This window comes from Microbispora sp. NPDC088329 (genome assembly GCF_040685655.1).
In the GTDB taxonomy this organism is placed as follows: Bacteria; Actinomycetota; Actinomycetes; order Streptosporangiales; family Streptosporangiaceae; genus Microbispora.
This window is the reverse complement of sequence record NZ_JBFBIP010000022.1, coordinates 72,774-96,802: the sequence shown is the minus strand read 5'-3', so window position 1 is coordinate 96,802 and position 24,029 is coordinate 72,774. Positions and strand designations below refer to the sequence as shown.

25 protein-coding genes are annotated in these 24,029 nt (G+C 67.7%); 14 read left to right on the top strand and 11 right to left on the bottom strand.

Annotation, left to right across the window (positions count from 1 at the left end):
* Positions 1-564 precede the first annotated feature (564 nt).
* The 9 genes from AB0O28_RS31875 to AB0O28_RS31835 all read right to left on the bottom strand — a co-directional run bounded on the left by AB0O28_RS31875 (position 565) and on the right by AB0O28_RS31835 (position 8,426).
* Positions 565-957 carry a hypothetical protein gene (locus AB0O28_RS31875; protein WP_363646268.1) on the bottom strand — a complete coding sequence of 131 codons (393 nt, stop codon included), beginning with the start codon at positions 955-957 and terminating at the stop codon, positions 565-567.
* Positions 957-1,535, bottom strand: coding sequence for a hypothetical protein (locus AB0O28_RS31870; protein WP_363646267.1), 579 nt, complete (start codon positions 1,533-1,535; stop codon positions 957-959). Before AB0O28_RS31870 ends, AB0O28_RS31875 begins: the two co-directional genes overlap by 1 nt.
* A gap of 252 nt (positions 1,536-1,787) precedes the next feature.
* Positions 1,788-2,555, bottom strand: coding sequence for a GntR family transcriptional regulator (locus AB0O28_RS31865; RefSeq protein WP_357051085.1), 768 nt, complete (start codon positions 2,553-2,555; stop codon positions 1,788-1,790).
* A gap of 92 nt (positions 2,556-2,647) precedes the next feature.
* A complete protein-coding gene (deoC, locus tag AB0O28_RS31860) occupies positions 2,648-3,355 on the bottom strand; it encodes a deoxyribose-phosphate aldolase (RefSeq protein WP_363646266.1) in 708 nt (235 codons plus the stop codon).
* A gap of 42 nt (positions 3,356-3,397) precedes the next feature.
* Entirely contained in the window at positions 3,398-3,853 is a 456-nt protein-coding gene (rbsD, locus tag AB0O28_RS31855; protein ID WP_357051079.1) for a D-ribose pyranase, read from the bottom strand.
* Positions 3,850-5,394 carry a sugar ABC transporter ATP-binding protein gene (locus tag AB0O28_RS31850; RefSeq protein ID WP_363646265.1) on the bottom strand — a complete coding sequence of 515 codons (1,545 nt, stop codon included), beginning with the start codon at positions 5,392-5,394 and terminating at the stop codon, positions 3,850-3,852. Before AB0O28_RS31850 ends, rbsD begins: the two co-directional genes overlap by 4 nt.
* 4 nt (positions 5,395-5,398) lie before the next feature.
* The gene (locus AB0O28_RS31845; RefSeq protein WP_363646264.1) at positions 5,399-6,418 is read right to left on the bottom strand and encodes a substrate-binding domain-containing protein; all 1,020 of its coding nucleotides are present in this window, start codon (positions 6,416-6,418) and stop codon (positions 5,399-5,401) included.
* Between the two features lie 59 nt (positions 6,419-6,477).
* The gene (locus AB0O28_RS31840) at positions 6,478-7,500 is read right to left on the bottom strand and encodes an ABC transporter permease (RefSeq protein WP_357051070.1); all 1,023 of its coding nucleotides are present in this window, start codon (positions 7,498-7,500) and stop codon (positions 6,478-6,480) included.
* A 14-nt stretch (positions 7,501-7,514) separates the two neighbouring features.
* Complete coding sequence (locus AB0O28_RS31835) at positions 7,515-8,426, bottom strand: ribokinase (RefSeq protein WP_363646263.1); 912 nt, start codon at positions 8,424-8,426, stop codon at positions 7,515-7,517.
* A gap of 1,181 nt (positions 8,427-9,607) precedes the next feature.
* On the opposite strand from AB0O28_RS31835, the gene AB0O28_RS31830 reads away from it, so the two are divergent.
* Together AB0O28_RS31830 and AB0O28_RS31825 are read left to right on the top strand one after the other, a co-directional pair.
* The gene (locus AB0O28_RS31830; protein ID WP_363646262.1) at positions 9,608-10,495 is read left to right on the top strand and encodes a DDE-type integrase/transposase/recombinase; all 888 of its coding nucleotides are present in this window, start codon (positions 9,608-9,610) and stop codon (positions 10,493-10,495) included.
* 425 nt (positions 10,496-10,920) lie between these two features.
* The gene (locus AB0O28_RS31825; protein ID WP_363646261.1) at positions 10,921-13,332 is read left to right on the top strand and encodes a tetratricopeptide repeat protein; all 2,412 of its coding nucleotides are present in this window, start codon (positions 10,921-10,923) and stop codon (positions 13,330-13,332) included.
* Between the two features lie 279 nt (positions 13,333-13,611).
* Here AB0O28_RS31825 and AB0O28_RS31820 read toward each other — a convergent pair whose 3' ends face one another.
* Positions 13,612-14,322 (bottom strand): GntR family transcriptional regulator, encoded by a 711-nt coding sequence (locus AB0O28_RS31820; protein WP_363646260.1) that lies wholly within the window; start codon positions 14,320-14,322, stop codon positions 13,612-13,614.
* Between the two features lie 18 nt (positions 14,323-14,340).
* Positions 14,341-14,880: a GntR family transcriptional regulator gene (locus AB0O28_RS31815; protein WP_363646259.1), complete on the bottom strand. Its 540-nt coding sequence runs from the start codon at positions 14,878-14,880 to the stop codon at positions 14,341-14,343.
* A 281-nt stretch (positions 14,881-15,161) separates the two neighbouring features.
* Between AB0O28_RS31815 and AB0O28_RS31810 the strand changes: the two genes are divergently transcribed.
* From AB0O28_RS31810 to AB0O28_RS31755, 12 genes are all read left to right on the top strand, one after another.
* Positions 15,162-15,320 carry a hypothetical protein gene (locus AB0O28_RS31810; protein ID WP_363646258.1) on the top strand — a complete coding sequence of 53 codons (159 nt, stop codon included), beginning with the start codon at positions 15,162-15,164 and terminating at the stop codon, positions 15,318-15,320.
* A 414-nt stretch (positions 15,321-15,734) separates the two neighbouring features.
* Positions 15,735-15,977: a helix-turn-helix domain-containing protein gene (locus tag AB0O28_RS31805; RefSeq protein WP_363646257.1), complete on the top strand. Its 243-nt coding sequence runs from the start codon at positions 15,735-15,737 to the stop codon at positions 15,975-15,977.
* Positions 15,977-16,228, top strand: a complete 252-nt coding sequence (locus tag AB0O28_RS31800) for a hypothetical protein (protein WP_363646256.1) — start codon at positions 15,977-15,979, stop codon at positions 16,226-16,228. Before AB0O28_RS31805 ends, AB0O28_RS31800 begins: the two co-directional genes overlap by 1 nt.
* Complete coding sequence (locus tag AB0O28_RS31795) at positions 16,225-16,554, top strand: hypothetical protein (RefSeq protein ID WP_363646255.1); 330 nt, start codon at positions 16,225-16,227, stop codon at positions 16,552-16,554. Before AB0O28_RS31800 ends, AB0O28_RS31795 begins: the two co-directional genes overlap by 4 nt.
* A 140-nt stretch (positions 16,555-16,694) precedes the next feature.
* A complete protein-coding gene (locus AB0O28_RS31790; RefSeq protein ID WP_363646254.1) occupies positions 16,695-17,513 on the top strand; it encodes a hypothetical protein in 819 nt (272 codons plus the stop codon).
* Between the two features lie 116 nt (positions 17,514-17,629).
* On the top strand, positions 17,630-17,851 hold the full coding sequence (locus AB0O28_RS31785) for a hypothetical protein (protein WP_363646253.1): 222 nt from the start codon (positions 17,630-17,632) through the stop codon (positions 17,849-17,851).
* The gene (locus AB0O28_RS31780; protein ID WP_363646252.1) at positions 17,848-18,162 is read left to right on the top strand and encodes a hypothetical protein; all 315 of its coding nucleotides are present in this window, start codon (positions 17,848-17,850) and stop codon (positions 18,160-18,162) included. Before AB0O28_RS31785 ends, AB0O28_RS31780 begins: the two co-directional genes overlap by 4 nt.
* Positions 18,162-18,479 carry a hypothetical protein gene (locus tag AB0O28_RS31775; protein WP_363646251.1) on the top strand — a complete coding sequence of 106 codons (318 nt, stop codon included), beginning with the start codon at positions 18,162-18,164 and terminating at the stop codon, positions 18,477-18,479. The genes AB0O28_RS31780 and AB0O28_RS31775 overlap by 1 nt, the downstream gene beginning before the upstream one ends.
* Before the next feature lie 14 nt (positions 18,480-18,493).
* The gene (locus AB0O28_RS31770) at positions 18,494-18,874 is read left to right on the top strand and encodes a hypothetical protein (protein ID WP_363646250.1); all 381 of its coding nucleotides are present in this window, start codon (positions 18,494-18,496) and stop codon (positions 18,872-18,874) included.
* Complete coding sequence (locus tag AB0O28_RS31765; RefSeq protein WP_363646249.1) at positions 18,874-21,183, top strand: DNA translocase FtsK; 2,310 nt, start codon at positions 18,874-18,876, stop codon at positions 21,181-21,183. Before AB0O28_RS31770 ends, AB0O28_RS31765 begins: the two co-directional genes overlap by 1 nt.
* Before the next feature lie 272 nt (positions 21,184-21,455).
* A complete protein-coding gene (locus AB0O28_RS31760; protein ID WP_363646248.1) occupies positions 21,456-22,352 on the top strand; it encodes a bifunctional DNA primase/polymerase in 897 nt (298 codons plus the stop codon).
* A complete protein-coding gene (locus AB0O28_RS31755) occupies positions 22,349-23,923 on the top strand; it encodes a hypothetical protein (protein ID WP_363646247.1) in 1,575 nt (524 codons plus the stop codon). Before AB0O28_RS31760 ends, AB0O28_RS31755 begins: the two co-directional genes overlap by 4 nt.
* Positions 23,924-24,029 lie beyond the last annotated feature (106 nt).

The window sequence follows — 24,029 nt, the reverse complement described above, 5'->3', positions numbered from 1 at the left end:
GCCTTGGTCTGGTGCCCCCTGCGTGGCACCAACCAGATCTGCGCCGGCTCCACCAGAGGTTGTATCCGGACGAAGACTGACCATCGAAGCCCGCGTCAGTTTCCGAAGCTGACCGCATCCGTCACCCGTGGTGCGCGACACGGCGACGACCGCGACCCCCAGGCGTTCCTACTCCGCTGGGACGGCAGGGCCTTTCGTCCACAGCCGACCTCTCCGGACACGAAAGCCTCTGTCGTAATGACAACCGACCGGGGCGGCTGTAGCCGGAGGATCATCCACATAGGCCGTGTGGCCGGCGTCTGCCGCCAAGATCGCCGCGTTCGTCCTTCGCGCCAGACCCGGCGGCAGGAGCTTGTCCAGGTCCGCAGCAGGGCTGAAGGAGTTCTCACATTGTGAGACCGAGGGCGATGAGCGGGTTACGGAAGTCGTCGCGGGCCCAGCGGGTGCCTTCGGCGATGTTGGTGTGGTTGAGCAGGCGTAACGCGCCGATCGCGTGGCTGCGCATGACGGCGAGGATGAACGGGGCTGAGGCGGTGCGGACACGGCAGCGGTCCTCGCCGAGCGTCACATCCCGGACGTAATGATCTCTGTTTCGATCGACCATTCGCCCCTGACCAGTTCGGCCAGGCGTCGTGGGCCGGTCAGTTCCGCGGTCAGGTTGGTGACGCCCAGCACCGCGACCGCCGACAGCGGCTTCCAGCCCAGGTCGTAGACGTGGCGTTCGAGCAGGAAGACCTGCTTGACGTGCGGGAAGCGGGTTCCGGCCGGGGCGGACATGACCTGGATGGTACGGATCTCGGTGCGGCCGTAACCGCGGTCGTAGGTGACCCAGTCGATCGGCACCGGCGGGCCGCGAGGTGGGCCAGGACCTCCTGGGGTGCGCGGGCGATCCAGTGCCTGATCGCCCGCGTAGGAGACCGCGCCGGACACGATCGCCGCCTGGACCAGCGCCAGCATCACCACCAGCGGATGCCGGCGCCCGCGCCGATCACGAGAGTCGGGGATCTGCGCCCAGACCTGGCGAAGATCGGCCATGTCCACGATCTCCTCACCGCAGGATGAGCGCCCACGGTGTGCCGGAGCGCGGTCGTGGCCGAAAGATCGCCTTCGTCGTGGGACGCTGGCGCCGCGTTCGGTCGGACGGGGATCGCCACGGGCCCGATGAGCGCGAGAACGCGACAGAGGTGAGAGGAGACGGCGAACGCCAGCGAACGCAGGGCTCGCCAGAGCGCGCGTTCGCCCACCGACAGCCAGAAGGCGACCAACGCGCCCGCCGCCGCGTGCGCGGCGAACATCGCCAGGACAGACATCCCGTCGTGTGCGGGGATCGCGCCGTGCGCGACGGCCATCGGGCCCGTGTGCCCCGGCATCATGGCGTGCGCGCCGACGCTGGATGTTCCGTCCGCCGGGGTCGTCCAGGTGAACCACACGTGCAGGTAGAGCCGGACCGTCTCCACAGCCGCCAGAAGCCAGCGGGCCGACCACTCACGACCAGCCAGGCGGTAGCCGATCAACGTCACCAGGCCCAGGGCCATGCCGACCGACCATGCCGGCACAGCCGTGGGGCCATCAGATCATGACCTGCTTGGGACAGGCCAACGCGTACCAGGGCGAAAACCCCGGTGCGCATCAGCCGAAACCATCCAGGCGGGTGCCGCACGACCTCCACCCCTGCTCTACGCCGCGTAGAGCAGCAGTCTAAAGCGGACCGGCGCACTGCCTTCCTTGCTGAGGCCTGACCGGCGTCTGCCGCCGCAGCGGTCCCCTGTGGCGGACCCGTACGTAGGTCAGCGACGGGAGAGCAGCGAGGTGACCCGCATTCGTTCGCTATGGATCCACACGTCGGAGTACTCGATCGGCCGACCGTCGTCGAGGTAGGTGATCTGCTCCAGGTACAGCAGCGGGAATTGCTCCGGCACCTCGAGCGCCGCCGCGATTCGTCCAGCGGCGGCAGTCGCGCCGAAGGTACGTCGCCCAGTACTGATCTTCAGCCCGTACTCGTTCTCTAACAGGCCGAACAGGGAACGGTCGGCCAGGTCGACCCGGTCCAGGCCGGGAGCCAGATCGATACGTACGTAGTTGACCAGCCAGGCCACCGGGCCGGAGGAGGTGGCGCGGAGCCGCTCCAAGCGGAGCACTGACTGGCCGGGACGCAGGTCGAGCAGGGCAGCCACCGGCGAGGGTGCGGCCATGATCTCGTGGGTGACCACCTGGGTGGTCATGGAGACCCCCTGCCGGGCGAAGTCCTCGGACAGGGTGGTCAGCTTCTGCGCGATCGAGGGCTCGATGGTGGTGGAGGTGACGAAGGTGCCACGCCCCCGGACCTGCACCAGTAGGCCGTCCCGGATCAGGGTCGACAGCGCTCGACGCAGGGTACCCCGGGAGATGCCAAGCTCGGCCGCCAGTTCCGGCTCGCTGCGTAGCCGATAGTGCGGCGGCCACTCGGCGGACAGGATCCGCGCCCGGATCTGCTCCGACACCTGCGCGTGCAGGGGCATCGGCGCGTCACGGTCGAGGTGCTCGGACGCACCGGACGGGCCCAACTGGTCGGACATGTCACCTTCCATGGGGGACTCCGCCGCCCCTCGACCCACGGCTGCCGATCACAGCCGCTGCCTGTCGCTCGGGTCGAGGGGCGGACGGATGATCAATAGCTCGTAGTCTGTCCGTCTGTCGTGTCCGTGACAATAGCCACCCCGGCGCTGGTGCCAAGCAGCACCGCCCCGGCCCGCAGCAGGGACACGGCCTGATCGAAGGACTTGATCGAGCCGGAGGCCTTGACCTTCACGCCCTCCGGTGCCCGGGCCACCAGATAAGCGATACTCTCCGGGTTCGCCACCTCGATTGCACCGCTGCTGGCGTTCTTCAGGATCGCCGCACCGGCCTCGATCGACAGTTCGACGGCCGCCTCCCGCTCGGCTGGGGTGAGCAGCGGCAACTCGAGCATCACCTTGATCGGCACGCCGGACGCCCGGACCACCCCGGCGATGTCGTCGCGGAACGCGTCGTATCGGCCGCTCTTGAGCCAGCCGATCTGTACGCCGATGTCGATCTGCGTGGCACCGGCCTGGACCAGGCTCTCAGCTTCGGCGGCCTTGCCAGCGCTGGTGGTCACTCCGACGGTGGGGAAATCCAGCGCGGAGGCGACCTCGACGCCGGTGCCGCGCAGTACCTCGGCGACTTCTGGGACCCAGGAGCCCGGCACCATCGCGGCGTTGAAGCCGTATCGGACGGCTTCCTCGGCGTGGGCTACGATCCGGTCCCGGGTCACTCCGGTCTCAATCAGGGTGTGTTGGATGTAGGGGGCCAGCGCCGCAGGAGTGGCCGCGGCGTCGGTCTGAGTGGCAGTGCTCACGTTCTATCTCCAATTGGGTACGTCGTGGGGGCGATGACGCCGCTACATCCGGTCCTGGTAGTAGTCGGGCACGATGACGCCGGGCTCGTCGAACCATCGAGGGACGTCCACGCCGCAGATCAGCCCCACGTTGCCCCACGGGTTGAACGCCCCGGTTCGCACGATCACCTTGGCCTGGTGGGCCAGCTCGCCGAGCATCTCGGCGTGCTGCCGGGTGGTAAGCGGTACGCCGGGGAAGCGCTGCCCCAGCCAATCCGCGAGGGGCTTGTTGTGAGTGGTGACGTCCTCGGCGACCACGAGGCCCTCGACGATGATCTCGTCGGCGACGAGGTCCAGCACGGTGGTGAGCCTGGGCAGATCCTCGGTGATGGCCAGGTCGATGCGGTGGGCGGTGCGCGGGATGGGGAAGCCTGCGTCGACCACGAGCAGCAGATCGGTGTGGCCGAGGGTGGCCAGCGCCCCGGACAATTCGGCGTTGAGCACGCCCCTGCGTTTCATGCCTTCTCCTTCATAGTGTGAGCGCCGGTGGCCAGGGCCATCACCCTCTCCTCGGTGGCCTCCGCCGCAGGGATGACGCCGACCAGGGCGCCGGCGGCCATGACGGCAATTCGGTCGCTGACGGTCAGCAGTTCGGGCAGGTCCGACGAAGAGACGACGAGCGCTACGCCCTTGTCGGCCAAATTGCGGAACAGTCGGTAGATCTCCGCCTTGGCGCCGACGTCGACGCCCCGGGTGGGCTCGTCCAGCAGCATCAGCCGGGGCTCGATGGACAGCCATCGGGCCAGCAGCGCTTTCTGCTGGTTGCCGCCGGAGAGCTGCGTGATGCCCTGGGCGGTCGTCGAGGTCTTCACCCGCAGTTCCTGAGCCCGGGCGTCCGCGTCTCGACGCAGGGCCCGCCGCTGCAGCAGGCCGAACCGCTGCCGACGATTCAGGGCCAGGATGTTGACGTTGTCGGCGACGCTCATCGTCGGCAGGATCCCCTGCTGCCGGCGCTCACCCGGCAGGTATGCCACCCGGGCGGCGATCGCGTCGCGCGGTGACTTCGCGGTGAACGCCTTCCCGTCCAGTGAGAGCTCACCGCCGGTCACCGGATCGGCGCCGAAGATGCCGCGCAACAGCTCGATCCGGCCGCTGTCGGGCAGCCCGGCCAGGCCGACCACTTCGCCCGGGGCGACTTCCAGATCGACATCTGTGTAACCGGTGCCGGAGACGCCCCGGACTCGTAGGCGGGGGGCGGCCGTGGCGACGGGTGCGGGGGTGTCATGCCGGCTGAAGTCGGCGGCGAGTTCCCGGCCCACCATCGCGGCGACGACCTGGTCGGGGGTGACTTCCGCAGTGGGCCAGTGCCCGACGTGCCGACCGTCGCGCAGGACATGGACGTGCTGGGAGAGGGCGAACACCTCGGGCATCCGATGCGAGACGTAGAGCATGGTCACCCCGTCGGTCTGCAGCGACCGAATCACCTCAAACAGTCGCTCCGACTCCGATGGGGAAAGGATCGAGGTCGGCTCGTCGAGGATCACCACTCGCGCCTCGCGGGCCAGGGACCGGGCGATGATCACTAGCTGTTGGGAGGCGGCGTCCAGGTGGCGGATGCTGCGTCGGGGGTCGACCCCCAGACCGAGCCGGTCCAGCAACTCCGCTGCCCGCTCGTTCATCCGACCGCGGTCGGGGAAGGGGCGGGATCCCGGTTCGACGCCGAGCATGATGTTTTCGGCGACGGTCCGGTCCTGGGCGAGAGCCAGCTCCTGGGGCACCAAGGCGACCCGATGCCGACTGAGCAGGGTGGCCGGATCGTACCGGCGGACCGGCTCACCGTTTACTCGCACAGTGCCGGAAGTGGGGGTGTCCAGCCCGGCCAGGATCTTCATGAGTGTCGACTTGCCGGCGCCGTTCTCACCCATCACGGCGGTGAGGCTGCCGGCAGGGACGCTCAGGTTCACGTCCTGCAGCGCGCGGACGGCTCCGAAGTGCTTCGACAGACCTGTCACCTCGACGGCGGCCGCCGTCGAGGCGGCATTCGTGGCCGGGCTGGTCATCGGCTCAGCCCTCCACTGGCGCGGAGGCCACGTTGTCAGGGGTGACCACAAGTGCGCCCGTGTCCACGTCTTTAATCTCGGTGCCGTTCTTGAGGAAGTCGGCGAGAAGCTTGACCGCCTGATAGCCCTGCTCGGCCGGGCCCTGGCTGATGGTGAGGTCGACCACACCGCTCTTGAGGTACTCCACCGTCTGCGGCTGAACGTCAAAACCGACGGCGTGAATCTTGCCCGCCTTACCGGACTGCTGAAGCCACTTGGCCCCGGCGGTGAAGCTGCAGCAGTCGAGGGAGACGAGCGCGATCGCATCGCTCTGTGCCGCCATCGTGGACTCGATGGTGTTGTAGGCCGCGCTCGGCTCGTTACCGGTGTTGATCGGACCGACGACTTGCAGGCCGGAGTCCTTCAGCCCTTCCTGGAAGCCAGAAAAGCGGTCGTTGGACCAGCCGGCACCGGAGTCGACGGAGACCACGACAACCTTGCCGGTCTTACCCTTGAGCACGCCGAGCAACTCCTTCGCGAGGGACTTGCCGGAGGACACGAGGTCTTGGCCGACGAAGCCCATCTGCTTGGACTCGGGGTTGTTGGTGTTGAACGAGATGATCGGGATGCCGGCGTCGTACGCCTGGGCGATGACGGGCTTGAGGGCGTCGTTGCTGGCCGAGGAGACGGCCAGGCCATCGATCTGCTTCTGGTTGATCAGAGTCTGCAGCTCGGCGACCTGGTCGGCGGGGTTGCCGCCGGACGGCCCGATCATCTGCGCGTCGACGCCGAACTCCTTGGCGCCACGCTCCATGCCCTCTCGGATCGGGACGGCGAAGGCCAGCGATGGGTCGTGGTAGCTCAGCTTGATCTTGAGTGGCTTGCCCTGCTTGACGTCTTCCTTGATGTAGTCGGCGAGCTTGAAGCCGCCGTTCTCGGCGGAGGCGGTGCTGGCCGGGGTGACCGCGCCGCAGGCGGCGTTCGCCAGCAGCGCCAGGCTGAGGGTCACGGCGACCGCGACCCGACGCCCGAGGGAGAACTTCATTTCGGGTGGCTCCTTACGGTGTGGGGGGACGGGTAGTCAGGGGCGCGTGCAGGTGAAGGTCACCGACGTCCGGAACGTCTGCGAAGCCAGGTGTCGGCGGCTACGGCGAGGATGATCACAGTGCCGGTAGCCACCGTCTGCCAGAAGGAGGAGATGCCGCGCAGGTTGAGGATGTTCTGCAGGACGCCGATGAACGCGACGCCGATGACGGTGCCAAGCATGGTGCCGGAGCCGCCGAACAGGGCCGCGCCGCCGATGATCACTGCGGAGATCGCGGTGAGCTCCATGCCGGAACCGGTGACCCCCTGCACGTAGGAGAGGAAGGACAGACCGAGCACGCCGGCCAGACCGGCGAGGGTGCCGGAGAGCATGAAAGCGGTGACCTTCACGCGGCCGGTGTTGATGCCGCACAGCCGCGCGGCCTCGGCGCTGCCGCCGACGGCATAGGTGTTGAAGCCGTAGCGGGACTTTGAGAGGACGATCGTGCCGAGGACGGCGACGACGGCGAAGATGACGAGCTGCATCGGCAGGACGCCGAAGAGCTTGCCCTGACCGAGCAGGTTGAACTCGGCGATGTCAGGGTCGTTGGCGGACAGGGAGATCGGCGACCCGCCGCTGAGCAGGAGCGTGACGCCCCGATAGACACTCAGCGTGCCGAGAGTGACGATGAAGGACGGGATTCTGAATCCCACGGTCATCAGGCCATTGATCAGGCCTGCGACCGTGCCGGCGGCGATCCCGGCAAGAGCGGCCAGCGGCCAGGCGACATCCGAAGTCATAAGGAGACCGCAGACGACGGCTCCGAGGCCGTAAATGGAGCCGACGGACAGATCGATCTCAGCGTTGATGATGACGAAGGTGACGCCGATCGCCATGATGCCGATCTGCGCGATCTGCTGGCCGACGGTGAGGAAGTTGCTGGTCCCTACGAAGCCCGGAGCGAGCAGAGTGCCCAGCAGGAAGAGCACGACCAGGGCGAGGAAGGTGCTGGACTCCCGGGCGTGCAGGAACCGCTGGAGGGGCGAGGGGTTGCTGGGGGCCGCGACCCCGGACTTCACCGGAGGCGCCGCCTGAGTGGTCATCTGGGCCATCTCTCTCATCTCTTCAACAGGGTCGCGACATCGTCCAGGCGGGGCAGGGCGGGTATGACCTCGGCGATGCCGACGCTGTGGGCGCCGGCCGCGGCGGCGAACCGAACCGCCTCGGTGAGGTCGTCGCCCCGGACTAGGGCGACCGCGAGCGCCCCGGTGAAGGCGTCGCCTGCACCGGTGGTGTCGACCACGCGGGGCACGGTGACAGGCGCGACCCGGGTGCGCTGCCCACCTGAGTCCACCAGTGCGCCCTGGGCGCCGAGGGTGAGCACGACTGTTCCGGCGTAACGGGTCCGGAGCAGGTCGACGAGCTCATCGCCGCTGGCTGTGCTGTCCGGGTCTCGACCGGTGAGCACCCGAGCTTCGCTGGCATTGGGGGTCAGCACATCGATCCACGCCCACGCCTCGTCGGGCAGGGCCACGGCCGGGGCGGGATTGAGCAGGGTGCGGACCCCGTGCTCGTGCGCGGTCCGCAGGGCCGCGAGCGCGACCGGCAGGGGAATCTCGAGGCTGACCATGGCGAGGTCTGCCGCAGCGATTCGGTCGGCGAACCCTTCGACGTCTGCCAGAGTCAGCTCGTCCAGTGCTCCGGGTGCGATCGCGATCCGGTTCTCCCCCTCGTCGTCGACGAGGATGATGCCGACCATGGTGGCGGCGCCGGCGGTGCGGACCCGACTCGCGTCGACCCCTTCCTCGGCCCATAGCCGGCGGGCGGCAGCGCCGAACTGGTCCGGCCCGACCGCGGTCAGGAAGCTGACCTCCGCACCGAGGCGGGCCGCGGCCACTGCCTGGTTAGAGCCCTTGCCTCCGTGCCCGGAGGTGAACTGGCCGCCCGAGAGGGTCTCCCCCGCGACGGGCATCCGGGGCACCTGCATGGTGAGCCCGGCACCGTAGCTGCCGACCACTGCAATCTTCATCCTGGCCTCTTGTTCATGGACAACCATGTACAAACTTGGCGGTGACGCTACCGACGGCGTGTCGTAGGTGTCAATAGTCAGGAAAGTTCCCCTGGCACATCCCCTTGCCCAGGAAGGCGATCCGATCCTTGGCCCACGACCAGCGAGCGCTGATGAGAACGGGCGGGACTCCATAAGACTGGAGGCCCGCCCGTTCCTGTGCTGTTGGGCTGGTCAGCGGCTTGATCCGCTGGTCAAGGTCTGGTGCCCCCCGCGAGGGTCCCAACAGAAGGGAAACAAGAGGCACCCCTTCTAACCAGGCAATTCGCACTCGACCACGATTGAGGCGGTCCACCCCCTCCCGAAGCGACGAGTCCGTACCGTCCGAGTCGCAGCGGAGAGGTGAAGACAATGCCCGATATCGCCCAACTGCTGGATCCGGCGAACGTCGACGGGGCAGTGTGCTTCTCGTTGCGCAGATCGCCGCGGTTGGTCCGCTCGCATGTGCAAGCCATCTGGCTGGGCGCTTGTTCTCTGTAGAGGCCTAAATGCGCTCAAGAGTTCCGCGAACGTCTCGAACCGCAGCTCGCCATCCTGGAGGCGCAACCATCGCGGCAGGGCCACGCGGAAGAGTTACTCGACCGGCTCCCCCTCCTGACCGCCAACGTCGCCGAAGCTCCTGAGGAACTCCAGCGCGAGCTGTTCGAGGTCTTTCACCTGGGAGGTCCGCTACGACGCCCGCGCGAACACCGCCCTCATCAGGGTCACGCTGGACAGCGACACGATCAGTGACATCGTCAGCCTGAGCGAGAGGGTAGTAAGCAACCCGTCACCCTCAGGCAGGCCTCAAGCATCCATGATCGAAACCGACACCAGCTCGGGTGATCACGATCATGCCTGCCCGCCTATGGCCTCAACCTCCGATGGCAGCCAGACAAACGATCCCATAGGACGCAAAAACGGGCACCCTTCGCCCCGAAATGGGGTGGATGCCCGTAGCGCAGATCTGCTTGGTGCCCCCTGCAGTGTTGTGGTTCAGGACATAGGAAACGGGTGTCTCGAGACATAGGAAACCACCGACGGCGATCGACGCCGCCACCGTCGAACTGATCCTCCGCCTGCGCAAGGACCTGTCCAGCCAGGGCCTGGACGCCGGGCCGGACACGATCGCCTGGCACCTGCACCAGCATCACCAGACCACCGTGTCCCGGGCGACGATCAGCCGCTACCTGACCCGCGCGGGGCTGGTCACCCCCGAGCCGACCAAACGGCCACGCTCCTCCTACATCCGCTTCCAAGCCGAGCAGCCGAACGAGACCTGGCAAGCCGACTTCACCCACTACCGCCTCGCCGACGGCACCGACGCCGAGATCCTCACCTGGCTGGACGACCACTCCCGCTACGCCCTGCCGGTGACGGCCCACCCCCGCGTCACCGGCCCGATCGTGCGGGACACCTTCCGCCACGCGGTGGCCGCCCACGGCGTGCCCGCCTCCACCCTGACCGACAACGGCATGGTCTTCACCACCCGCCTGGCCGGCGGACGCGGCGGCCGCAACGCCTTCGAACACGAACTGCGCCGCCTGCACGTGACCCAGAAAAACTCCACCCCCAACCACCCCACCACCTGCGGAAAAGTCGAACGCTTCCAGCAGACCATGAAGAAATGGCTGCACGCCCAGCCCGACCAGCCCGCCACCATCAGCGACTTACAAACCCTCATCGACTGCTTCGCCGACGCCTACAACCACCACCGCCCCCACCGATCGCTGCCGCACCGCGCCACCCCCGCCGGGGCCTACAACACCCGGCCCAAGGCCCAACCGACCGGCACCCGCGACGGCGACACCCACACCCGGGTCCGGCACGACCGCGTCGACCACACCGGCGTCGTCACCCTCCGGGTCGGCGGCCGGCTCCACCACATCGGCATCGGACGAACCCACGCCCGAACCCACGTCATCCTGCTCGTCGACGATCTCCACGTCCGCGTGGTCAACGCCACCACCGGCCAACTCCTCCGCGAGCTGACCATCGACCCCACCCGCGACTACCAACCCCAGTACACGAAGAAACCCCCGAACCCGTAGGTTCGAGGGTTTCCGATGTCTTGCGACATCACAATGGTGCCCCCTGCAGGATTCGAACCTGCGCACCCGGCTCCGGAGAGGGTGTCACATCCGCGCCTCACATCTCCCTGAGCTGGGAGAAGACGTCGAATCGCCGTCCGACCGGCGCTCTGGTCCACAGTAGGTCCACGAGGACGGCCGCATCGGTCTCTCCGCATTGCCTGCGCGAACACCGTAACGCCAGTCCCACCTGCTTACCGTCGGCTGTCCGCCCGGCCCGCGCTGTCCTTTTGGGTTGGTCGACGGCAGATAGGCGATCAGGGCCGGGGCCAACTGCGGAGATCGCACTGATACTTCGTATGCCTGCATGAGTGGACGCGCGCCCTGATATGCGTTTTCCTGTCACTCGTGAAGTAGGAACAGCAGGCAGGGACCGGAGGCACGGAATGGCACGGAGCCGCATCACCGCGATGATCGGCGGGTTGGTGGTGGTAGGAGCGATCCCGACAGTGCTAAACGCCTTCAAAATAACCAACCCCTGGATAGTTGGTGGCGCAGCTCTCGTGGCGGCGCTTGCGCTGGTCGCTGCCGGAATGTGGCAAGAGCGGTTTAAGCGGCTGACCCAGCGCCGCGATGAGCAACGTTTCAAAATCGCTGACGGCCTACTAACGCTTAGGTCCGGTCGAGTGCCAAAGGTCCGCAAGATGGCCGATCCGCTACGGCTAGGCGTGCATCCCAGCACCCCAATCTACAGGTCGGCTCCCGAGGCTGAAGGAGTGATCGGTGACCGAGTGCCAGCCTATGTGCCTCGCGACGTTGACACAGAACTCGCCATACAGCTTCGCGCGGGCGGTTTTGTCGTGTTGGTCGGAGATTCTACAGCGGGAAAATCGCGGACCGCGTTCGAAACCGCCCGCACCGAGTTGCCTACGCATGATTTGTTCGTGCCCGGTGACAAAAATATCCCTAAGGACGTGATGGCCGCAGTAGTCGAGCAAGTAATCCAGGCTAAAAAAGCCGTGCTCTGGCTAGATGACCTGGAACACTACCTGCGGTCCGGGGCGATCACGACCGTGCAGATTAGCCGTATACGGGACAGTAAGGGGCATAAGGTGATTCTCGCCACATTACGCAGCGCCGAAGAAGATCAGCTCATTCAAGTGCCAGCCGACGCTGAGGACCGGAAAAGAACGTTGGGCGATGAGGCCATCCAGGTTCTCAGCCAGGCCCACAAAATCCGACTACGTCGGCTGTTTAGCCCAGATGAGCTGGCTCGCGCCCGCGCTCACACGTCGGATGAGCGGATAGCAGACGCGTTGGAATACAGCGACGAGTATGGGATGGCCGAATATCTGGCTGCAGGTCCGCATCTCCAAGACGCCTACGAAAACGCATGGGAGGTTGGCCGTAACCCTAGAGGAGCAGCCCTGGTAGCGGCAGCAATCGACTGCCGCCGCGCGGGATACCTATCTGCCCTTCCCAAGGAGCTTCTAGAAGAACTTCATCAGATCCACCTCGACAGCCGCGGCGGGAAGCGACTGCGGCCTGAACCCCTGGAGCAGGCATGGGAGTGGGCAACACGACAGCGCCGGTCTACCGCAGCCCTACTCCAACCCGCAAATAGCATGGAAGCAAGGGTAGAGGTTTTCGATTATCTCGTAGACCAACACCAACAGCAAACGGGGCCAGCCTCGAAAGTCCCTGACGATATTGTTCGGATAATTTACCGTCATGCCAACACGCCCGACATTGACGCTATTGCCGAGCATATGCTCAATCAAGGGCGTTACCAGCTTGCCGCGGACGGATTTACGAAGGCAGTCTGGATTCACGGCGCCAGCAAGGGAGATGAACACCCCGATACGCTGCGCAGTCGAGCATACCTGGCAGACGTATTGGTAGATTTAGGGCGCTGGAAGGAGGCCAAAGCAGAGTCATTGGCAGTACTTGCTGCACGTCGGCGGGTGCTAGGAGAAGAACACCCTGAAACCCTAAATAGCAGAAGTAGTTACGCTACCCTATTGCAAGCCCTTGGCCGATGGATGGAGGCAGAAAGAGAGCACCGTGCGGTATTGGAAGCGCGTCGCATAGCGCTAGGCGAAAAACATCGGCACACGTTGGTGAGCCGCAACAATCTCGGGGTGATTCTACAGGATCTCGGGAGATGGGAAGAGGCAGAACAGGAGCTCCTCTTGGAACTACGCTCCGTTCAAGAAGTCCTCGGCGCCGAGCATCCGGATACGCTAGTTAGCCGCACAAACATAGCCTACTTACGCGCACAGCGCAGCGTTTGGCAAGACCAAGAAACTAGAGCCGAGACGTTGTCCGAGGTGCAATCGGAACTTGAGGCGATCCTGAATATTCAGCGGCAATCAGAGGGCGATGAGCATCCGGACACGTTGAGGATTCGCAGATACTTAGCAATAGTATCGGCAAAGCTCGGACTACAGGAAGCGGCGGCGGCAGAGATGGGTACCATTCTCGCTATTTGGAAGCACGTTCAAGGCGAAGAGCATCCAGCTCCTCTTCAGACGAGAAACGAGTTGGGGTTGATTCTCTGGTCCGCGGGGCGCTTAGAAGAAGCGGAAATTGAGTTTCGGCTAGCCCTTCAGGGCCAACGGCGAGTACTCGGCGAGGGACATCCAAATACACTTGCCAGCTGGAGCAACCTCGCAACGGTTTTGCGGGATCAAGGTCGATTGCGGGAAGCCCATGGAGAACTCGTCCAGGCTGTACAGGTAGCCTTTGCAGCACTTGGTGATCAGCACATACAGACGCAAAGAATTCTTGCCAACCTTGCGCTCCTTTTGATCAGGATGGGCCAATGGGGTAATGTGACGGATCAGCCAGAGGGATAGCACGAAAAGCAGGTAGAGGGACGCTTCCGCGCCGTCGCGTTGGCTCCGGGACACGGAGTCCCAACTGCTGCATGCGTCAATCCCCAAAGGGAGCTGCATGTGGTAGCGCAGGCCCCTCTACTGGGACGATTGATCACTGCTGGGGACCGCTGTGCAGACAGCCGAACGACCAGCGTAGGAGCAAATTCCCTTCCGCCCCCCGGGCATGCTGCTGTGCTACTGAAACATCACTCCAACTTCTGGATGCCAAGAGGATTTCCCATATAACGTCAGTAGATCTCACCTCGGAATTAGCTGATGGTATTTCAGCTCGTAGAGGTGCCCACCCTTGATGAGGATAGAAGCTTCGACCGGGCGTGCTTCATCTGAGTGAACAACGCGGAACTGCCGGATCACTGGGATGCCCTCGGGAAGCTCCAGAAGTTCGGCCTCTTCTATGGTGGGCGGCCGTACGGAGACGCTGTCAGTGAACTCACGCTCCGGGTAGCCGAGCTCGGCGAGCACGGCCGGCGCGCCCCCTCGGATGCGTCCGCGACGGCTGAGCGCGGTGCCGGCGACCAAGCTGTGCGGGTAGTACGACCAGGACACTTCGACGGGTTCCTCGTCTCGCAACATCAACCGGTGCCGCAGTACGGCCCGCTTCTCCCCCAGCTCGGCTGCCACGGCCTTGGGCGCCTCGACCTCTGCGACATCTAGCAGCCGGTAGGCGACACCGCGCTCGGCCGGGTCGAAGTAGGCGGCGGTCCGGACGACGAACGGACGCCGGTCGCGAACGAAGACGCCTTTGCCGGCCTGGCCATAAGCGAACCCCTCAGCTTGAAGGAGCTTGGTTGCGTTGTGCGCGGTGGCCGGGGCGGTGCCATACGTCTCTGCCAGTTCCGCCGTAGAGGGAAGCTTTTGGCCCGGCTCAAGTTCCCCCGACATGATCTTCGCCCGAAGGTCGGCGGCAATCCTCAGTTGCGGGGGTCGATCGTCCGACTTTCGCGCCACGGCCCGTTTCCTCTCTGATTACAGGGTTGTCTCATACCGCAGGTAGCGGCCCTGCGGGTTCATCTTCATCACGCTGACCTCGATCGGCTTGCCGTTGTCCGCTCGGAGTGTGCGGGTCAACACCAGGACCCAGCCGTGCTCGTTGAGACCGAGAGCATGCCGCTCGTCTTCTGACGCTGGCCGGGCGTAGACGTCCTCCTCGGCATGCCGGGGCTCATAACCGAGTTCAGCTAGGAGCACGACGGCGCCGCCGGCGACCTTGCGCGGCTCGGCAAGTTGGGTGCCCCGGGCGATCGCCGCGGGGTAATAGGAGTCCGCCAGCTCTACGGGCCGTTCGTCCAGGAGCACGATCCGGCGCCGGACGACAACCGGGTCGCCAGGGGTGAGCTGAAGGCGCTCCGCGACATCCTTCGGTGCCGGCTGCTCCCCTACCTCGCCAAGCCGATGCGTCCCTGTATGGCCGTGCAGGGCTGCCTCTTCCGCCCATGCGTCCGCCTGCCCAGCGGTGTACGGCTGGATGTACGGCGTCGACACGCTCGCCCACTTCTGCTCCGGCACGCTGCCTCCTGCGGTCCGCCAGATCACCTACTTTCTCACCTTACTCGGAGGGCAGTAAGGCGTTCTGCACCGGATCTCGCAGGTCAATCACACGCGACAACCTTGCTAGCTTTCATGGAAGGCAGTAAGGTTGGAGGCGTACGTCGGCGGACATCCGCGGACACAAGAAAGGCCCCGGCGGGTGGCACCCCGCCAGGGCCTGATCAACAACCCCTGTCCCCCGACTTGGGGCGTCCATCCGGCAAGACGCCGCCCCGAGTCACCGAACAAGGAGCTTCAGGATGGCACGACAGACCACCATTCACCACATCCCGCTTCACACGGGGTGGCCGAACGGTGAGCGCCCCTCGGGGTGGCCTGGCACCGACCCGAGCCGGAACGTGCGGGACGAGTACGACAAGCAGGTCAAGGCCGAGCAGAGGAAGCGGGCGGCCCGGTGAGCGGCGGCAAGACGACCACGAAGCAAGGCCACGGTCAGTGGCCGGCGGGCGCCAATGACGTTAAGCCCGGCAAGCCGCTTCACACCTGCAGCTGCGGCGCGGTCAGCTCCGCCCCTATCAACCACGACCACAAGGGCGGCAAGCGGTGACCCGCCGAGACGTACAGGGCTACGCCCAAGACCTCATCGCCCAGTCGGAAGCGCAGCAGGCCAAACCGCCGGCGTCGCCCAAGGCCCCGGCGTCGGGGCCGGTCCGGATTCCAGCCAAGCTGCCCCGCCGGTAGCAGCGGCGCGCTGACGTTGCGGGTGCTCGGGTGCCCGGAGCGGCAGCTCAACCCACGCGAAGAGCGGCCCCGACCTCACCGACCAAAGCAGCGTCGGGGCCGCACCCCCACCAATGGAGGTATCACCCATCATGGCGACCGCGTTCGTCGTTACCAACACCACCGAGGACATCCAGCACTACCGCGTCCCGGACGCGATGAAGCTCCTCAGCCTGGGCCGCAGCACCGTCTACGAGCTCATCCGGTCCGGCCGGCTGCGCTCGGTCCGCCAGGGTCGCGCCCGGCTCATCCCCGCCTCCGCCATCCGCGAGTACACGGCGGCCCTGGCACGCGAGGCCCAGGAGGCCGGCGGAACCGAGGCGGTGAGAGCCTGATGGCTCAGCTTCGATGCGCCCTGTACGGGATCCGCGCCACCGACATCGACCTCACCGTCAGCACGATCATTCCCGGCGTGGTCCGCATCGACCTCGGTTGCGGCGTGTACGTCGAGGTTGGTGGAGTTTCGGTGGACGCCGAGGCTGAGGCCGCCGCGATGGACCGGCTGGCCGAGCTGGCGACCGAGGCCGCCGCTCGTCTGCGCGAGGTTGCCGCCGCCCGTATCGCCGGGCCGGAGGTGACAGCGTGATCAGTGTCCGGTTGATCGGCGAGCCGAGCGAGGTCGCCCAGGCTGCCCGCATCATCGGCAACGCGTTGCGGGTGGTCAGCCAGTCCGACCGCTACCCGTGCCGGGGCGCTTCCACCCGTGCGCGTGTGTACCTCGACGCCGAGGTCAAGCCGCAGGCCCCCGGGGCCGGCGTGAGTGACCTGGAGATCTACCACGAGCGGGTCAAGGAACTGCGCGGCCAGGGCCTGGACTCGGTCACTGCCCGCCTTCAAGCCATGGATGAGGCCCGTCAGCGCATCGACGAGCGCGAGCAGGCCTGGCACGACGCGCAGGAGGTGTCCCGATGAGTGCCACTCCCTTGTCCGCCCCAGATCCAGACGAGGTGACGCGCGGCTTGGCCGCAATCGAGCGGCACCTCGCCGAGGCGGCCCCGACCGCGCCCGCCCCGCCTTTCACGCCCCCTGTGGACGGGCAGGGCGTAGGAGGCGTGACGGGAGAGACTCGCCGTGTGCAGCGGCTGCGCGCGGAGGTGGCCGAGGCACACCTGCTGGCCGGCCTGCAGGACGATGACGCGCCGCTGCTGCTGGACACGCCGAAGGTCCGCAAGCGGCGGAAGAAGGCACATGAGGCCGCCCGCCTGCACGAGCTGTCCCAGCAGCCCGTGCAGCTGGCTTACAGCGCGGCCAAGGCCCGGCGCCGGGTGAACGTCGGTCTGTCGATCGCGCTGGCGCTGGCGCTGGGCTGGTCGACAGCCGGAGTGCAACTGTTCGCCGCCGAGGGCGCCCCGGCCTGGTCGCCGTCGTGGCTGTTCGCCTGGTTCGTCGAGCCGTTCATGTCGATCGCGCTGCTGTGCTTCGTGGGCGCCCGAGCATACTTCGGAACCCGAGGGCAACCGGCAGACGACCGGACGCTGGACCGTATCGAGTACGTGTTCGTGGCCCTCACGCTCGGGATGAACGCCTTCCCGCACCTGCCCGGAGTGGCCGAGCCGTTCCGCTTCCCGAGCCTCGTACTGCATGTGCTTGGCCCGGTCGTGGCGTACGCGGTGATGACCGGCTGGCCCCGCCTGCTAGCCCGGTTCGCCAGCCTCGATCACGGGCTTACCGGCCTTACGTACAGCGCAAACGCCCATGATCCGGTAAGGGGGATCGGGCCGGAGGTGGCCCGGTTGATCGAGCGGGCGCGGGCGCTGATCGCGGTCGGGGAGCTTCCGGCGGCCCCGAGCGCGTACCGGCTGCAGCGGATCCTTCGGTGCGGGATGGACGACGCTCGCGCCGTCCGCGACGCCCTGGCCGGGGGTGCGTGATGGACCGCCCGAGGAAGACCACAACGGCCGCCCAGGCACCGGCCCCAGTGTCGGCCGTGGTCCGGCATCGCCCGGTCGTCGCGTCCGGAGCCGACGCAGTCGGCAGGACCTATCAGATGCGCTGCACCTGCGGCAGGACGGGAGAGGTGCACCAGGTGCGCAGCCTGGCCCGGATGGACCTGGAGCGGCACATCACGACGTTGCCGCTGGTGCCCGCCCGCCAGCAGTGCCGCGACCCTCAGCGGCACGACTGCCGGGAGTGGGAGCCGTGCGCCCTGTGCGAGGGCCAAGAGCCCTTGTTCACCCTGACCGGCCCAACCAGCGAGGAGACGGCGTGAGGACCGTCTGCGTCCCCGCGGCCGCCCACCAGCGGCCCCGGCCCGGCGCCTGGCCGCGCATCCGCGCCTGGTTGCGCCTGGCGCTGTGTGTGGCGCTGGCCCTGTTGGTGCTGCTGGTCACGGCGGCGGATGCGTGGCTGACCGCGCTGCTGGGGCTGCCCCCGCTGCTCCCCCGGGTTCGCCGCCTGGCCGCGGCGGTCGCCCGGGTGGTCGCCGCCGAGTGCCGCACCTGCACAAGCCACTTGAGCGACCCCGGCAGCGACGTGGTCGACGCGGAGGTCATCGACACCGATCAGGAGGTATGGCGCTGATGAGCAGCCGCAACATCACCGAACTGTCCGCGATCGAGTTCACCGGCTCCCTCGGGGAGGCGTTTCTCGCCTACGGCAAGCAGCTCACCGCGCTTGGGGAGCGGTGGGGCGTGGAGCTGGAGATCGCCGCGGTGGACGCCGAAGCCGCGATGTCGACCATGAAGGGTCACCTGCTGCTGTTCGGCCTGGATTCCAAGGTCCGGGCCCGCCGGGTGGCCAAGCGGCTCAAGCGCGCCCGGGATCTGGCCGCGGCCCTGGCTGAGCGGGGCGGAGACTTCCCCCGCGCCTACCGCAAGCACTTCCTGCCCAATCAGTGAAGGGAGGCCCCGGCATGGGGACCGGTAACGACCGGCTGGACGAGATCGCCGGTATCGAGTTCCACGGCAAGGTGCCGGCGAAAATCGCCGCCTACACTCTGGCCACCCAGCGTTTCGCGCACGACCTGGCCCGCGAGCTCGACCACGCCGAAGCCGCAGCCGAGGCCGCGATGAGCCAGCTGAAGGGGCACCCCCTGCTGCGGGGAATCGACATCCGCGCCCGCGCGTGGCGGGTGGCCCGCCAGCTACGGGAGGCCCGCGAGATCGCCCAGGGGATCTCGGCTGAGGCGGTCAAGTTCAACCTGCAGTTCCGGCAGGAGTTCCTCGAGGCCCTGGAAGCGATGGAAAAGCGCGACACCAAGGGCAAGGAGTACAAGGGGAAGGTCGATCTGTGATGGCACGCAACACCACCTCCCTGCAGCTCGTGCAGGACGCGACCATGGAACGCCTGGCCGCCGCGACGCTGTCCAAGGTCGGCGTGCTGGTCCCGCCGTGGGTCATCCTCGGCGCCGAAGCCGCCGCCGGGGCCATCTCCCACGCCATATGGGGCCAGGCGCCGGCGGTGACGTGGGCGGCGGTCGGCTGCACCCTCGGCTCCACCGCCCTCACTGCCTTGACGTGGGCCATCACCCACCAGCGCAGGTTGATCGGCCGCCTGCACGCCACCATCACCACCGCGGCCGCCAGTGCATGGTTCACCACCGCCACCATCACCGGCCTGCACCCCCCGGTGGTCAACGGGGCGTTGTTCTTCGGCGGTGCCACGCTGGCCCTGTCGTGGAACATCCGCACGGTCATCCGCAACACCAGCGGCGACGGGGAGCACGACGGCGGGGACGCCCTCGGGACGCTGTTCGCCCGCGCCCGGGAACAGGCCGGGCTCAAGGGTGCGAAGGTCCGCGCGACCCAGGTGACCGAGCACAAGGTCAAGGGGCAGATGCAGCTGCCGCCCGGGGAGAAGACCGCCGACGACGCCATCAAGGCCACCGACCGCATCGAGTCGGGCATGCAGCTGCCGCCCGGCAGCGTGATCGTCGCCCGGGATGACGACCGGGCCGACCGCGCGCACATCACCGTCTCCGACCCCCGCGCGATCCGCCAGCCGATCGCCTGGCCCGGCCCGTCCCACCCCGGCGCGTCCATCACCGAGCCTTTGCGGATCGGGCTGTATCAGGACGGGGACGACGTGCTGTACCGGTTCGTCGGGCACCACCTGCAGATCATGGGCCGCACCGGCTCCGGCAAGAGCATCGGCGGGGCGTGGAACATCATCGGGGAGATCATCACCCGCCACGACGCGGCGGTGTTCTCCATCGACATCTCCAAAGACGACCAGACCATGGGGCCGCTCAGGGAGGGCCTGCACCGGTTCGAGACCGGCAAGGCCGGTGCGGTGGAGCTGATCCGCGCCATGCATGAGGCGATCCCCCAGCGCACCAAGTGGCTGGCCGACCACGGCTACAGCGACTGGGAGCCCGGGTGCGGGCTGACCTACTGGTACCTGCACATCGAGGAGATCGCCAAGCTCGTCAACGAACTCAGCGCCGACGACGAAGAACGCCTCGGGGAGATCCTCAAGGAGATGCGTTCCGCCGGCGGAAGCGTGATCCTGTCGCTGCAACGCGCCGACTACACCCAGATCCCCACCCTGTTCCGGTCCCAGATGGCCAAGATGTGCTTCGGCCTGTCCGACCCCGACGACGTCAAATACGGCGTATCCGCGCGGCAGCGCAAGGCCGACGTCGTCCCGCACGAGTGGGAAGACCACTACCCCGGCATGGCCTACCTCGACGCCCGCAGCATCCGCGCCACCCACTACGCCATGCCCCTGCGCACCTACACCTGGGGCCGCAACAGCAGCGAAGCCCGCGCCGCCATGGCCGCCCACGCCGCCACCTACCCCGCGAGGAGCAAGCAGGTGGACGACTTCACCGCCGCCCTGGCCCGCCCCACCGGCCCGGCCCCCGCCGTGAGTACGGCGACTACGGCGGTGATCCCGGCACCCGCCGGCACCGGGTACGGCCCGCAGGACGAGCGTGAGGAGTTCGCCGCGAACTTCGCCGAGCTGCTGGCTGACGCCGCCGAGCTGGTGATCGCCACCCAGCACGCCTCCCCGGCCATGCTGCAGCGCAAGCTTCGCATCGCCTGGACCGACTGCCTGCGCCTGCTGGAAGCCCTCCAGCGCAAGGACATCGTCGGCCCGCCCGCCCCCGGTGACGACCTCCGGCCGGTCCTGGTGGCCGCCGACGACCGCAACGCCGTGCAGCTGGTGGAGCAGCTGCGCGCCACCGGGGACGTCGTCACCGCCGCCCTGGCCCACATGGACGATCCCGACCCGTCCCTGTCCGCCGGCCCCGACGACGCGATCCGCCAGCCAACCCCGGAGGAGGCCGACGCGCTGCAGGCCGACGGGCCCCTGGTGAAGCTAGACCCCGCCCAAGCGCGCCAGCTCGTCTACGCCTGGCTGCGCCACCGCCACCAGACCGGCACGCCCACCTTCACCGCCACCGACGACGAGCTGACCGCCGTACGGCACAAAACCGGCAACGGCCGCGGCTGGATCTACAAGGTCCTGTCCGACCTCACCGACCGCGGCGTCCTCACGGTGACCAAGTCCGGGACCGCCCGCGCCTACACCATCACCGACCTGTCCCCGCTGGACCACGACGACCACGGCCGCGACGGCTACGACCGCGCCGCCTGATCCCAGGCCCCCGGTGCGGGCCGTGACGACGGCGCCGCCCCAGCCCCCGTGCGGCTGCGCGTGGGACGCGCCGCGCCCGCGCGGATGATCTTGTCATGCACGGGTGTCATGCCCGTTCACGCCCCCTGTCACAGGGCTGTCACGGAGCTGCTGTCACGGGGTCACACCCCCGCTGACCTGTAACTCCCATCCCCAGCCCCTATCCGTGACACCCGCCCCTGTCACGCCTGCCGATCTCGTGCTGCCCGAACACGCTCAAGGAGCACCACCGCATGAACGATCAGCTTCGCTACGCCCTGGCCGCCGCGACCCGCGGCTGGCACGTCTTCCCGCTCGTGCCGGGGGGCAAGGTGCCGCTGAAGGGCTGGGCGTGGAAGGAGCGCAACACCACCGACCCCGAGCTGATCCGCCGTCTGTGGGGGTGCAGGCCGTTCAATATCGGCATCGCCACCGGCCCCTCTCGCCTGGTGGTGATCGACCTGGACAAGCCCAAGCCCGGCGAGACGCCGCCGCCTGCCTGGGCGCTTCCCGGCGTCACCGACGGCGCGGACGTGCTGGCCGTGCTGTGCGAACAGGCCGGCCAGCCGTTGCCGTTCGACACCTTCACCGTCACCACCCGCCGCGGCGGCATCCACCTGTACTTCACCGCCCCACCCGGCGACCCGCCGCTGGGCAATACCTCTGGCGACCACGGCAACGGACTCGGCTGGAAGATCGACACCCGCGCGGCCGGCGGGTACGTCGTCGGCCCCGGCAGCGTCGTCGACCTGCCCGACGGCGCCGGACCCTACGAGGTCACCCGCCGCGATGAGGTGGCGCCGTTGCCGGGCTGGCTGGCCGAACGGCTCCGCCCCGCCCCTCTGCCGCCGCAGCGGCCCGTCGTCGTCCCGCTGCGCACCGGCCGCCGGGGCGCTTACCTGGATGCCGCCATCCGCGCCAGCCTGGACGCGATCGCCGCCGCGCCCGACGGGAGCCTGAACACCACCCTGTACGGCGCGGCCGTCGCGCTCGGGCAGCTCGTGGCCGGCGGCGCGCTGGACGCCACCGACACCGAGGGCCTGCTGCTGGAGGCAGCCGTACAGACCGGGCACCCGCCCACGCAGGCCCGGCGGACCATCCAGTCCGGGTTCCGCGCGGGCGCCAACCGGCCCCGGAGCGTGCCCGCGTGAGCGAATCAAACGGCTGGACGCAGGTTCAGATCGGCTCAGGCCCGGAGACCATCCGGGTCCTCAAGGCCGCCCTGGCCGACCAGCTCCTGCCCGACACCTACGTGAGCGGCGGCGCCCTAGTCCACATGGAGACCATCTCCGGCGGCCAGGCCAGCCCCGCCGCTGACGAAGACTCTCCCCTGCCGGTCACCGCCAGCACCATCACCCCGGCCACCCTGGCCGGGCTGCTGGCCGAACACGCCTACGTCTACCGGATGCGCTCCCGCAAAGACGGCAGCGGAGGAGTCGAGACGTACGAGGAGGAGGTCACCCCGCCCCGGGACATCCTGGCCTCCGTCCTGGCGGGCAAGACCTGGCCCGGCGTGCCGCCGCTGCGTGGGGTGATCGGCGCCCCGGTGCTGCGCCGCGACGGCACCCTGCTGCAGCGGCCCGGCTACGACGCGGCCACCGGCCTCTACTTGGCCTCCAAGGTCGCGCTGCCCAAGGTTCCCGACCGCCCGAGCCCCGAGCAGGTACAGGCCGCCCGGGACTTCCTACTGAATCGGTTCCTACGCGACTTCCCCTGGGCCGGCCCCGCCGACCGGGCCAACTACCTCGCGCTGCTGGCCACCCCGATCCTGCGGCACTACACCCGCAGCCTGACCCCGTTCGCACTGATCGACGCGACCATGCCCGCCTCCGGCAAGTCCATCCTCACCGGCGGCCCCGGCATGCTGTACGGCCAGCGCGTCCTGCCCTGGGCCTACACCGAAGAAGAACTCCGCAAGAGCATCACCGCGGTCCTGGCCGAACAGGTCGGCGTCGTGGTCTGGGACAACCTCGCCGAAGGCACCGTCATCGACTCAGCCACCCTCGCCCTGCTCGTCACCGCCGGTGTCTGGTCCGACCGCCAGCTCGGCGCCTCCCGCAACATCGCCACCGTCAACGACCGGCTCTGGATGGCCACCGGCAACAACCTCCAAGTCGGCGGCGACATGGCCTCACGTACGGTGCGCGTCCGCCTGGACCCGAACATGCCCCGCCCCGAACAGCGCGACCAGTCCCGGTTCGGCATCCCACACCTGGACCAGTGGATCACCGCCCCGGCCAACCAGCTCACCGTCTTGTGGCACCTGCTCATCCTGATCCTGGACTGGACCAGCCACGGTGCCCCCCGGGCCGCGGGCATGTCGATGCGGCAGTTCACACCCTGGGCGCAATCCCTCGGCGGGTTCCTCGCCCAGCACGGCATAGAGGGCTTCCTGGCCAACGCCGCCGACGTCCGCGACATCGACGAGGACGAAACCCGCTGGCGCGCATTCCTGGCCTGCTGGCACCGCCTGCACGGCGACCAGCCCATGACCGCCGCAGAACTACGCCGCTCCGGCGAACCCGACCGCCTCGGCTTCGACGAAAACGACCGCTGGGACGGCCAGTTCATCACCACCCACACCGGCCGCCTGCCCAACCCCCTGGCCCTCGGCCGGCTCCTCACCGGCCAGATCGGACGCTGGCGCGGCGACTACGTCATCCGCTCGGCCAAGAACGACCGAGGCGACCGAAACGTCTTTTGGGTCGAGCGCCATGGGTGACAGAGCGCTGAAACATCTCCGCATCTCCGCATCTCCGCAACACACCCTGCGACCTGGCAAAACGCGTGCGGAGATAGCGATGATCAATCGCCGTCCATCTCCGCAT